This window comes from Paenibacillus sp. W4I10, from assembly GCF_030816325.1.
GTDB classification, from domain to species: Bacteria; Bacillota; Bacilli; order Paenibacillales; family Paenibacillaceae; genus Paenibacillus; species Paenibacillus amylolyticus_B.
Window position 1 is genome coordinate 1,183,372 of the sequence record NZ_JAUSXX010000001.1, and the last position, 12,681, is coordinate 1,196,052.

Genomic DNA, 12,681 nt, shown 5'->3' on the forward strand with positions numbered 1-12,681 from the left:
AGCAAATGGCACAAATGAACATGAAAGAAGCAATCCGTGATGCGCTTCGCGTGGAGTTGAAACGTGATCCTAACGTTCTGCTTTTCGGTGAAGACGTAGGTAATGTAGGCGGCGTTTTCCGTGTAACGGAAGGTCTGCAAAAAGAGTTTGGCGAAGAGCGTGTATTTGATACACCACTGGCTGAGTCCGCTATTGGTGGTCTGGCTGTAGGTCTGGGTGTTCAAGGCTTCCGTCCGGTTGCTGAGATCCAATTCGTTGGTTTTATCTTCGAAGCCCTTGACCAAATGGTAGTGCAAGCTGCCCGTATGCGTTTCCGCTCCGGTGGAAAATACAATTCTCCAATCGTATTCCGTACACCATTCGGTGGCGGTGTAAAAGCGGCAGAATTGCATACAGATTCCCTGGAAGGTCTGCTCACGCAAACACCAGGTATCAAAGTCGTTGTTCCGTCTAACCCTTACGATGCAAAAGGTCTGATGATCGCTTCTATTCGCGATAACGATCCTGTATTCTTCATGGAGCACTTGAACTTGTACCATGCTTTCCGTGCAGAAGTGCCTGAAGAAGATTACGTTGTTGAGTTGGGTAAAGCGAACGTTGTTCGTGAAGGTTCTGATGTAACAATCATTACTTACGGTATGATGGTTCACACTTCTGTGAAAGCAGCGGATGAACTCGAAAAACAAGGAATCAAAGTTGAAGTTATCGACCTTCGTACGGTTAGCCCGATCGACATCGATACTATCGTTGCTTCCGTTAAGAAAACAAACCGTGCAATTGTTGTACAGGAAGCCCAAAAGAGCGCAGGTGTTGCAGCTGAAGTCATTGCCCAAATCAATGAAAAAGCAATCCTGCACTTGGAAGCACCGGTTCTGCGTGTAGCTGGTCCGGACACTGTATATCCATTTGCACAAATCGAAGATACATGGCTGCCTAACCCGGCGCGTATCGTTGCTGCGGTTAACAAAGTCGTAAATTTCTAATTTAATCATCTGACATGCCGCAAGGCGCAGTATGGTGATTCACACCGCAGCGCAAGCTGCACTGTAAACAGCCATTAGCCCCTTGAGTAACAGTTATTTGCATTAGCAGTAACAGTTGTTTCTTGGAGTTAAGGGTTGTTTTCAGGATTGAGCACATAATCAAGGAGGTTTTTCAGTTGGCTAAATTTGAATATAAATTCCCTGAATTGGGCGAAGGCCTGCACGAAGGCGAAATCATCAAGATGCACATCAAAGTCGGTGACAAAGTAACTGACGACGACATCATCATGGAAGTACAGAACGACAAAGCGGTTGTAGAAGTACCTTGTCCGGTTAACGGAACAGTTACAGAAGTATTCGCTAAAGACGGTCAAGTCTGCCACGTTGGTGAAGTTGTAGCGATCATCGATGCAGAAGGCGAACTTCCTGAGCAAGACGACGCTCCTGCTGGCGATCAAGGCGAGCAAGAGAAAGATGCAGCTCAAGGCGGAGCTGACACAAGCGGTTCTTCTGCAGCAGCTTCCAGCTCGGATGCAGCTAAAGAAGGCGGCAACAACAGCGTTCCGGCAGTACCTGCCAAAGACGTTCTGGCAACACCAAGCGTGCGTAAATTTGCTCGCGAACAAGGTGTAGACATCGCTCAGGTTAACGGCACTGGCAACAACGGTAAAGTAACCAAAGAAGATGTTGAATCCTTCAAAAACGGTGGCGGTTCTTCCGCAGCGGCATCTTCCGAAGCTCCGGCTCAAGAAGAGAAAAAATCCGCAGCACCAGCAGCGGCTGCAGCTGATCAACACCTTGAAGAAGAGCGCGTACCATTCAAAGGTATCCGTAAAGCGATCTCTAATGCAATGGTTAAATCGGCTTACACAGCACCTCACGTTACAATCATGGACGAAGTGGACGTAACTGAATTGGTTGCTTTCCGTACTCGCATGAAACCAATTGCAGAGAAAAAAGGAACAAAAGTTACTTATCTGCCATTCATCGTTAAAGCACTGGTTGCGGCTTCCCGCCAATTCCCGGCTCTGAACGCTATGATTGATGAAGAAGCTAACGAAATTGTTTACAAAAAATACTACAACATCGGTATCGCTACAGATACAGACAACGGCTTGATCGTTCCTGTTATCAAAGATGCTGATCGTAAATCCATCTGGATGATTGCTGATTCTATCCGTGATTTGGCTGCTCGTGGTCGTGAGGGCAAATTGAGCGCGAATGAAATGAGAGGAAGCACAATCTCCATCAGTAACATTGGTTCTGCTGGCGGTATGTTCTTCACTCCAATCATCAACTTCCCTGAAGTTGCTATTCTCGGAACAGGACGCATCAGCGAAAAAGCAGTGATCAAAAACGGCGAAGTAGTTGCAGCACCTGTAATGGCTCTTTCCCTGAGCTTTGACCACCGTATCATCGATGGCGCAACAGCACAAAACTTTATGAATTACATTAAACAGCTGCTCGCTAACCCTGAGCTGCTTGTTATGGAGGTGTAAGATATGGTAGTAGGCGACGCTTCTCTCAATATCGACACATTAGTAATTGGTGCGGGTCCTGGCGGCTATGTAGCTGCCATCCGCGCTGCTCAACTGGGCCAAAGCGTATTGATCGTAGACAAATCCGAACTGGGCGGTGTTTGTTTGAACCGTGGATGTATTCCATCCAAAGCCCTGATATCTGCTGCACACCAATATGAGTCTGCACTTCACGGTGAAGCTTTTGGTATCTCTGCTGAGAACGTAAAAGTGGACTTCAGCAAAACTCAAGAGTTCAAAAACGGCGTTGTTAAGAAAATGACTGGCGGCGTAGCTGGTTTGCTCAAAGGCAACAAAGTTGAAGTTTTCAACGGTGAGTGCATGTTCATCAACGAAAACGAAGCTCGTGTATTCAATGACCACGAGTCTCCACGTTACAAATTTAAAAATGCAATTATTGCAACGGGTTCCCGTCCAATCGAACTGAAACCTTTCCCGTTTGGCGGACGCATTCTGTCTTCGACAGAAGCTCTGAACTTGCCTGAAGTACCAAAAAGCATGATCGTTATCGGTGGCGGATATATCGGTGCTGAGCTTGGTCAAATGTACTCCAAATTCGGTGCAAAAGTAACAATCATCGAAGGTTTGGATACAGTACTGCCAGGTTTCGATAAAGACATGACTAGCCTCGTGGCTAAAAACATGAAGAAAACAGGCATCGAAATCGTAACGGGTGCAAAAGCTGAAAGTGCTGAGCAAACGGATAAAGATGTAACTGTTAAGTACTCTGTAAATGGTGAGTCCAAAGAAGTAACTGCAGATTACCTGCTGGTAACTGTTGGACGTCGTCCAAACACAGATGGAGAACTGGGTCTCGATATGATTGGTGTTGACGTTGACGAGCGTGGATTTGTCAAAGTTGACCACCAAGGTCGTACCAGCATTCCTCACATCTTTGCTATCGGTGACATCGTATCTGGCTTGGCTCTGGCACACAAAGCTTCTTATGAAGGTAAAGTGGCTGCTGAAGCAATCGCAGGACAACCATCTGTAGTTGACTACAAATGTATGCCAGCTGTTGTATTCACAGATCCAGAGTGTTCCAGCGTAGGTTACACTGAGAAAGAAGCTAAAGAAAAAGGTTACAAAGTAAAAGCTGGCAAATTCCCTTATGCGGGTAACGGCCGTGCTGTATCTTTGAACCACGCTGAAGGCTTCGTGAAAATCGTAGCTGACGAAGAAAGCGGCCTTGTATTGGGTTGCCAAATCGTAGGTCTGGAAGCTTCCAACCTGATTGCTGAGCTTGGTTTGGCAATTGAGATGGGCGCTACTTTGGAAGATCTGGCTCTCACAATTCACGCTCACCCAACTTTGGGCGAAATCGTGATGGAAGCTGCGGAATTGGTTATGGGTCACCCGATCCACATCATCTCCCGTTAAGATCATCTAAGCTTCGGATCCGTCCGGCATTATACGTATATCAGAAGAGACGAATGACGTTAACGCGTTATTCGTCTCTTTTTTTGATTGAAATAAGAGCAAAGTTTAAAAAGGTTATGCCTTGATCTGTATAGCTGATTACAATACAACGAATTCCTCATTTGTGGTACACTGTAATAATGATTAGAGTAGTATAACAGTGAGGAGATATCAACATGAAAAACTATCTCGATTTATTGCAGGATATTCTGAACAACGGCGTGCATAAAGGAGACCGTACAGGAACAGGAACACAATCTGTATTTGGCAGACAGCTCCGTTATGATCTCTCCGAAGGATTTCCGCTGGTAACAACCAAACGAATTCATCTCAAATCGGTTATTCATGAACTGTTGTGGTTTTTGAGTGGCGATACCAATATATCTTATTTGAAAGAAAACGGTGTGAAGATCTGGGACGATTGGGCGGACGAAAATGGGGATCTCGGTCCGGTATACGGCTCGCAGTGGCGTACATGGGAAGCACCCAACGGAGAAAAAATTGATCAGATCTCTGCAGTCATTGATTCGATCAAAAATAATCCGGATTCACGTCGTCACCTTGTCAGCGCATGGAATGTGGCTGAGATCAATAATATGAAGCTTCCACCTTGTCATTTTGCGTTTCAGTTTTACGTTGCAGAGGGTAAATTATCATGTATGCTTACGATGCGTTCCGTGGATACGTTCCTCGGATTGCCGTTTAACATCGCGAGTTATGCGCTTTTGACTCATATGATTGCCCAGCAATGTGATCTTGAGGTGGGTGAATTCGTCTGGTCTGGAGGGGATGTCCACATCTACTCCAACCACGTAGATCAGGTTAAAACTCAGCTGGAGCGTGAACCTTATGCTTTACCTAAACTGGTAATCAAACGTAAGCCGGATTCTATTTTTGATTATAAGTTTGAAGATTTCGAGTTTGAGAACTACCAGCATCATCCGGGCATTAAAGCTCCAATTGCAGTCTAATTATGTGTTCAATCTCGACATGAGACTTGGATTGAAGGAGTGTATTACCCTTGAGTATTGAATTGGTATGGGCAATGGGGGAGAACGGTGTGATCGGATTAAATAATTCGATTCCATGGCGTTTACCCAAGGATATGGCCTTTTTCAAACAACGTACATTAAACAAAACGATTATCATGGGACGTAACACATGGGAATCTTTTGGCGGTAAGCCGCTTCCTCAGCGTCGTAATATCGTAGTGACAAGAGATCTGAACTACAAGGTGGAACAGGCTGAAATCGTACATTCGATTGAAGAGGGTCTGAGTGTAACCAAAGGTGAGGAACTGTGCGTAATTGGGGGTTCCCAAGTGTATCGTGAGTTCCTGCCACTTGCAGATCGTCTTGTGGTGACCAAAATTCATGAGAATTTTGAGGGAGATACGTTTTTCCCTGAAGTGGATTGGTCCGAATGGGAACTGATTGAACAGATTGAAGGCGAACAGGATGAAAAAAATGTTCATGCGTACACATTTGAATTTTACGAACGTAAACGGTAAATGTGGCATAAGAAATTCCTGACTTCGGTCGTATTTGTATGATGAGAGGCGCTGATTGCGAAATATTCGTGAACAGCGTCTTTTCTTTTATAAAAAAAGAGTCACTTGTTTAAATTGGAATACATATAACATTAATGTAACATGATTAATTGGTATTTATGTATAATATACATATGACCAAGCATTAAACAGTAAAAAAGTGTAAAAGTTTTGGGATTTTAACGTTGTGAAGTCCTAAAACAGGTCTGATATTCGGAATCGAGAACGATTTATAGCAAAATATGTTGGATTTGATGACAAATTATCTGACATTCACTTAACGTTTCGACCTTTTATTTCTTTAACACACACCAGATTTCGCAGTTCAAAACCACATTTAACACCAAAATAAGGGTATTGACCATGGGTAGACTTGAAAGATATGATGTATAAAATACAAATAATTATGCGGATAATCCATTTAATATTCAGCACAGTAAATGCTACTATAATTGAAATATCTTCGAGAAGATTTTGTGATACAATAGACAAAAACTCAAGTAATGAGTAATCCATTTCATATAGAACCATGCACATGAAGGGATTAAGACAAGAACGGATGGGGGAAAACGTAAGATGTCTACACCTACTGGATTTATGGAATACAAACGTCAACTGCCAGCAGATCGTGAGCCAGCGGAGCGGATTAAGGATTGGGAAGAGTTTCATAAACACATGGCTGAAGAAGAGCTCAGAACACAAGGTGCACGATGCATGGATTGTGGTACCCCGTATTGCCATACAGGTATAGATATGATTGGTGGCACGTCAGGTTGCCCCGTGCATAACCTGATTCCGGAATGGAATAATCTTGTATATCGCGGACTGTGGAGAGAAGCACTTGAGCGCCTTCACAAAACGAATAATTTCCCAGAGTTTACAGGTCGCGTCTGTCCAGCTCCTTGCGAAGGATCATGTACAGTTGGCTTAATTGGTCAGCCTGTAACCATCAAAACGATTGAAGAAGCAATTATTGAAAAAGGTTTCGAAGAAGGATGGGTCGTTCCCCAACCTCCTGAAAAACGTACGGGTAAACGTGTAGCTGTGGTAGGCTCAGGTCCAGCGGGATTAGCTACTGCGGCTCAGTTAAATAAAGCAGGACACTCGGTAACCGTATATGAGCGTTCGGACCGTGTCGGCGGATTGCTGATGTACGGTATCCCAACGATGAAATTGGATAAAAAGGTAGTTCAACGTCGTGTTGATCTGCTCGAAGCAGAAGGCATTCAATTCATTACGAACACCGAGATCGGTAAAGATATTGCAGCACAACAACTGGTGGATGAATATGACGCTGTTGTATTGTGCGGTGGTGCAACGAAGCCGCGTGAATTCAATATTGAAGGCAGCGACTTGAAAGGCGTTCATTACGCAATGGATTTCCTGAATGGCAGCATTAAGAGTTATCTGGACTCCAACCTGGAAGATGGTCAATATCTGTCGGCTAAAGATAAAGATATTATCGTAATTGGTGGCGGTGATACAGGATCTGACTGTGTAGCTACATCGCTGCGTCATGGTTGTCGTACCATAACTCAATTCGGTACGCATACACAAGCGCCTATGGAGCGTGATCGCATTAACAACCCTTGGCCGCAATTCCCGAACGTATACACACTTGATTATGCGCAAGAGGAAGCCAAAGCGTTGTTTGGTCAAGATCCGCGTGAGTTCTCCATCATGACAACGAAATTTGTCGGAGACGATGAGGGGAACCTCAAAGAATTGCATACAGTACAGATCGAGCGTATTGTGGATGAGACTGGTCGCAAGATTTATCAGCCGATTCCAGGTACAGAGCGTGTATTCCCGGCTCAGATGGCCATGATTGCCATTGGTTTTGATGGACCGGAACAAACGTTGGTAGAGCAACTGGGACTTGCAACAGATCGTCGTACAAACGTTAAGGCACGTTACGGCAAATACAACACCAATGTGGATAAAGTATTTGCAGCAGGTGACATGCGTCGTGGTCAAAGCTTGGTTGTATGGGCAATTAATGAAGGCCGTGAGGCTGCTCGTGAAGTGGACAAATACTTGATGGGTGCTTCGGTTCTGGTGTAAAAGTATAGAACAAGATATAAATGACAACCTTCGCGATCAGCGAGGGTTGTTTGCTGTTATTTTAACCAATTTGACTACATATTTCATGTGAGTGTGAGCAATATCATTGCTTTTTAAGTGAGAAAGATTTATTATTATATTATAATTATTATAAATAAGGATTCAGTGAAACCGAGAATCAGTAAGATAAAAGTAAAATCTAATGAATATAAACCGGAGGTGCGACCTGCTATGGCAAGTAACCGGGACAAGTCCATTTCAGAACAGATCTTTCACATTAAAAATCAATTGGTTGAAAAAGGATATAAGTTAACACAACAACGGGAAGTTACTGTACGTGTATTGCTTGAACATGAAAAGGATCATTTCAGCGCAGAGGAAGTTTTTCTCCTGGTTAAGGAACAGTTCCCTGAGATTGGATTGGCTACCGTATACCGAACTCTCGAACTGCTGAGTGACCTTCAGGTCGTTGAAAAAATTAACTTTGGTGACGGCGCTGCGCGCTTTGATCTGCGAAGTACAGACGGTTCCCATCACCACCATCATTTGATCTGTACAGAATGTGGTAAAGTGGAAGAGATTATGGAAGATGGGCTGCTTCGTTTGGAACAACAAATCGAGCGTCAGTATGGCTTTGCTGTTACAGATCATCGTCTGGATTTCCAGGGTGTATGCAAAGAGTGCAGACAAAAACATGTATTAAAAGAACAAGCAGCAGGATAATTCATTTCGGGAAGGTGCTCCCGAATCCAAAATCTGATATAATGAGTTTCAGAAGCAAGGGGCTTCCGTCGGCGGAATGCCCCTTTTTGCCGTCATGCGGACGGTGAAGGAGGAGAGATGGACGGATGAAGACACTGGTTATAGCGGAAAAACCCGACATGGGTCGAACCATTGCCGCCGTCATAGAACCAAAGGCCAAGAACAATCGCACGTATCTGGAGGGTGAGCATTACATCATCACTTGGGCGATAGGGCATTTGCTTGGACTGGCTGAACCGGATGCCTATGATACAAAGTACAAACGCTGGAATATAGCGGACCTGCCAATCATACCCGATCAGTTCAAGATTGTACCCAATCCGAGAACAAAAGATCAGCTCAAAATGATTGGAGAACTGGCAAAACGGGCTTCAGCGATCGTTAATGCTTGCGATGCAGGGAGAGAAGGTCAGTACATCTTCGCCCTCATACAACAGCAATTGAAGCTGCGTCAGCCTGTAAAGCGTTTATGGATATCGGATTTGACGGCAGAGAGCATTAGACGTGGTTTTGATGGTCTGAAGGATGCCTCTGAATTTGAAAATCTGACCCATGCTGCTCGCGCAAGAAGTGAAGCCGATTGGCTGATCGGCATGAATGCCTCACGGGCGTTTACAACCCGCCATAATGCATTGTTGTCTGTAGGTCGTGTTCAGACGCCGGTACTCGCGCTAATCTACGATCGTGAAATAGAGATTGAAGCGTTCCAGTCACAGACCTTTTATGAAGTAGCCGCCTGGTTTCGGCAGGAAGGTGTCGAGTACCGGGGACTGCGTCAGGGAGATAAGTTGACCGATGCGGAGGCAGCAGAGGCCATTGCAGCCAGTGTGAAGGGCAAGACAGGGCAGATTACCAAATACGAAGCAAAGCAGACGAAGGAGTATCCGTATCGTTTGTATGACCTGACCCTTTTACAGCGTGAAGCCAATGCCAAGTTCGGATATGGTGCCAAAAAAACACTGGATATTGCACAGGCCTTGTATGAAAAACACAAGGTAATTTCGTATCCGCGGACAAACTCTAACTATGTTACTGAACAGAATATCGAAGGTATGCACAAAACCCTAAACCTGCTTAAAAATGGTACCTATAGTGAGCTTGTGCAAGGGGCCAAGCCAGAGCTTGTTCATAAGAATAATAAAGGGGTATGTAATCCGAGCAGGGTTGAGGATCACCATGCGATCCTACCTACTTTGAAGCGACCAGGTACCTTATCCAAGGATGAGCAGAACATCTATGATTTGATTGTCAGACGATTCTTGTCTCACTTTTATCCTCCGGCGGAGTATAAGCAACATACCGTGCTCACCGAAGTGGAGAAACATCAGTTTAAGACATCTGTCAAAGAGCTGCTGTCCCTCGGATGGAAAGTGGTTCTCGGTTCTGGAGATCAGGAACAGGGCGGTGCAGGCAAGAAGAAGACTAAGAAAAACGGCAATGAGGAAGAGGAAGCTGAAGAGTGGACGGACAAGGCTTTTGCTGTACAACCTGAATTGCCTGTTCAATGTACGAAGAGTGAGTTTAAGGAGAAGGCGACCCAGCCTCCCAAAAGTTATACCGAGGGAACATTGCTGAAAGCGATGGAGAGTGCAGGCAAGCAGATCGAGAATGAAGAGCTGCGAGATGCGATGAAAGATAGTGGTCTGGGTACTCCGGCTACACGTGCGGCTACAATTGAACGCCTCAAAAACGTGGGTTACATTACGCTGCAGGGGAAAAAAATGCAGTTAACGCTCAAAGGCAGAACGGCAATCGAATTGATTCGCCGAGCAGGCGTAGATCTGTTAACTTCACCTGAGATGACCGGGCAATGGGAAAGAAGATTATATCAGATTTCCAAAGGTGAGGCGGGTCAGGACAAGTTCATGGAGAACGTTAAGAAATTCACCTTGTCCATCATTGAGAAAGTGCGTGTACAAGCCCCGGCGCCGGCAGATGCTTTTGGAGAAGATTCGCGTGCAGGCAGGGGAAAAGGCAAGGGAGCCAGAACCCAGGCAGGTAATACAAGGACATCAGCCAAGACAGCTAGTGGCGGTTCAACTGTAAAAACGTCTCGTCAGGCTACGGCATCTTCATCGAGAGCCGGCAGTGGGAAAAATGCGACCACCAAGGCGCCGTCCTCAAGTGCGAGCCCATCGGGAGTGAGAGAGTTACTGGCACCTTGTCCTTCTCCCGGCTGCACAGGTCAGATTATAGAGGGCAAGAAGGGTTATGGATGCTCACGTTTCAAAGAAGGCTGTTCATTTGTAGTCTGGAAAGAGTATGCGGGCAAAAAAATCACCAGTACGATGTTAAAATCGCTGATTGAGAAGGGGAGTACCCAGGTACTGTCTTTCAAACGAAAAGACGGGAGTACGGTGAAGGCACGTATTATTTTGCAAGATGTGGTAACAGGCAAATTATCTGGTGAGAAACAGGATGCTTGATGTTAGTTAACAGTTAACATACAGTTAAAGGACCCTTATCCAAGGGTCCTTTTTTGTTGCTGCTGTTGTATATTTTCGTGTATGACTTTTGGTACCTCTTCCAGTGCAGTGATGGTATACATCGATGTTTCCGGATTAGGTTGAAGTTCTACGATGTTGTATTGCCATTCATTTGGTTGTTTGATATATATGCTGTGAATTCCGGCTTTTACCGCGGGCATAATGTCTGTCCGCAGTGAGTTACCGATCATCCAAGTTGCACGACGATCAAACGGACCGTTAGACAGAATGCCTTCCAGTGCCTCGACGTTTTTGTGTTGTCGGATATAGATCCGATCATCAAAATAAGCCGAGAGTTTCATCTGATCAATCTTGCGCTGCTGAATCACGGTTTCGCCGCCGGTATATAAGTAGAGGGAATGTCCAGCACCTTTGAGGTTCTCAAGCGTTTCAACCATATGAGGGTAGGGTTCAACCTCCTGGTCGTACACACTCATGCCCAACTTGCTCAGATAGGACTCTTCTCTGGGAGAAGTTAATCTGTTGAACTTTCCGGAGAAGTAACGATAGGTATCAATCAGGGATTGCGGGAAATGATGACTTGCAAAACCAAGCTTGTTCACTCCAGTTACATCGATCTCCAGCTGTTTTTCCCGAATCTCTTGCGTTGTCAGAGAATGTCCATCAAACCACTCTTGCATATTCTCAAAGAATTCTCCCAAAATCAGGTTGAAGTACTTGTTGCAATATACGAGTGTATCATCAAGGTCAAACAAAATATGTTGTTTCATTATTTTCATGATCTAACTCACTCCTTGTAGCCAGTAACTCCACAATGGTTCAACTAAATTAAATGCGAATGTAGGATTCCAGGAACATATTCAATTCAGATACGCCATCCGGCCGAATACTGTATTTCTCTTTGCGGTTACTTCCGAGCAGATGGGTCCGTAGCAGACCTGCGATGCGTAGCGCCATCACCTGGTCTTTGACCGTGTCTTCGTCTTTATCCAATTCTTCACACATCTCAGCGAGGGATTTGGGTTCATCCGATACGTAACGAAGCAGGCGAAGTCTTTCGGGATCAGCCAGTGCATGGGTAAAACGTAAAAGGCATGTTGGCGGCTGGTCTTCGTTCTCTTCAGGTGCATCTACGGGATACTGCATAATCATCATCCCCTCATAGAAGCAGTACATATTAATAGGGCGATTGTGCACCGTTGGAAACAGGATAACTTCGTTCAATCCAGGCATTGGTTCAACAAGAACTCCTGCTGTAGCATATTCAATTAGCAGTTCAGGGCCCATTTTGTCAAGCAAAATGCGTTTTTCTTCGGCATCTTCTTCCAGCCACACACGCTGATCTTCGCTCATATTCTGACAGTAGTGTTCATCCCATAGTCGCAATAATGGGACATAACTGTTCCGAATGCGCGTAGATTCTTCTAATGTAAGAGCGGGCAGAAGAGGAGACACACGTGCAAACAGGTCTTCCGCTGTCATTCCGGCAAGCATGTCCAGAAATTCACGATTTTCCTTCGTATCATTTTGATAAGCAGCCCATGCAAACAGGACATCAAAATCATCAAAAGGCCAAGTGGCAGCAGGTGCGAGCGCAGCTCGTACATTGGAACTTAGTTTGCCTTCCACTTCCAGAATCCATTCAGGACCTATATCCAGATGCTGAATCCATTTTTTCGTGACATAAACCAGAAAGCTGTTGAGCATTTCATATATCGGTGAAACATCAATTTTAACATGATAAGCCATATTGTTGCAGAATCCTCCCGTCACATCTAAGTGTACGCAGCGACTTAAGTACTATTATGGCTTGTTTTGCAGGGCGTTGTCCACTATAATGTTCAAGTCCGGGGCAAAGCCCTGATTCAAGAATAGCAGTTTAAAACCATATGTATACCATACAAAAGTCGTCAGCGATG

General features: G+C 45.0%; 10 protein-coding genes. 8 read left to right on the top strand and 2 right to left on the bottom strand.

From position 1 onward, the window contains the following. Window positions 1-5 precede the first annotated feature (5 nt). The 8 genes from QF049_RS05475 (at window position 6) to QF049_RS05510 (ending at window position 10,741) form a co-directional block, all read left to right on the top strand. The gene (locus QF049_RS05475) at window positions 6-983 is read left to right on the top strand and encodes an alpha-ketoacid dehydrogenase subunit beta (RefSeq protein WP_076210115.1); all 978 of its coding nucleotides are present in this window, start codon (window positions 6-8) and stop codon (window positions 981-983) included. 176 nt (window positions 984-1,159) lie between these two features. Next, window positions 1,160-2,482, top strand: coding sequence for a dihydrolipoamide acetyltransferase family protein (locus tag QF049_RS05480; RefSeq protein ID WP_091020738.1), 1,323 nt, complete (start codon window positions 1,160-1,162; stop codon window positions 2,480-2,482). 3 nt (window positions 2,483-2,485) lie between these two features. Then, window positions 2,486-3,901, top strand: a complete 1,416-nt coding sequence (gene lpdA / locus QF049_RS05485) for a dihydrolipoyl dehydrogenase (protein WP_036613658.1) — start codon at window positions 2,486-2,488, stop codon at window positions 3,899-3,901. Window positions 3,902-4,116: 215 nt separating this feature from the next. Beyond that, entirely contained in the window at window positions 4,117-4,911 is a 795-nt protein-coding gene (thyA, locus tag QF049_RS05490; RefSeq protein WP_307535491.1) for a thymidylate synthase, read from the top strand. Between the two features lie 50 nt (window positions 4,912-4,961). Then, window positions 4,962-5,450, top strand: coding sequence for a dihydrofolate reductase (locus QF049_RS05495; protein ID WP_124115255.1), 489 nt, complete (start codon window positions 4,962-4,964; stop codon window positions 5,448-5,450). Between the two features lie 615 nt (window positions 5,451-6,065). Continuing rightward, the gene (locus tag QF049_RS05500; RefSeq protein ID WP_133385186.1) at window positions 6,066-7,553 is read left to right on the top strand and encodes a glutamate synthase subunit beta; all 1,488 of its coding nucleotides are present in this window, start codon (window positions 6,066-6,068) and stop codon (window positions 7,551-7,553) included. Window positions 7,554-7,784: 231 nt separating this feature from the next. Beyond that, the gene (fur, locus tag QF049_RS05505; RefSeq protein ID WP_036613667.1) at window positions 7,785-8,276 is read left to right on the top strand and encodes a ferric iron uptake transcriptional regulator; all 492 of its coding nucleotides are present in this window, start codon (window positions 7,785-7,787) and stop codon (window positions 8,274-8,276) included. A gap of 125 nt (window positions 8,277-8,401) precedes the next feature. Next, a complete protein-coding gene (locus QF049_RS05510) occupies window positions 8,402-10,741 on the top strand; it encodes a type IA DNA topoisomerase (protein ID WP_307535495.1) in 2,340 nt (779 codons plus the stop codon). Between the two features lie 35 nt (window positions 10,742-10,776). Here the strand turns inward: QF049_RS05510 and QF049_RS05515 are convergent, their stop codons facing one another. Then, entirely contained in the window at window positions 10,777-11,541 is a 765-nt protein-coding gene (locus tag QF049_RS05515; protein WP_091029388.1) for an HAD family hydrolase, read from the bottom strand. Window positions 11,542-11,590: 49 nt separating this feature from the next. Continuing rightward, window positions 11,591-12,511 carry an ArsR/SmtB family transcription factor gene (locus QF049_RS05520; protein WP_124115252.1) on the bottom strand — a complete coding sequence of 307 codons (921 nt, stop codon included), beginning with the start codon at window positions 12,509-12,511 and terminating at the stop codon, window positions 11,591-11,593. Window positions 12,512-12,681 lie beyond the last annotated feature (170 nt).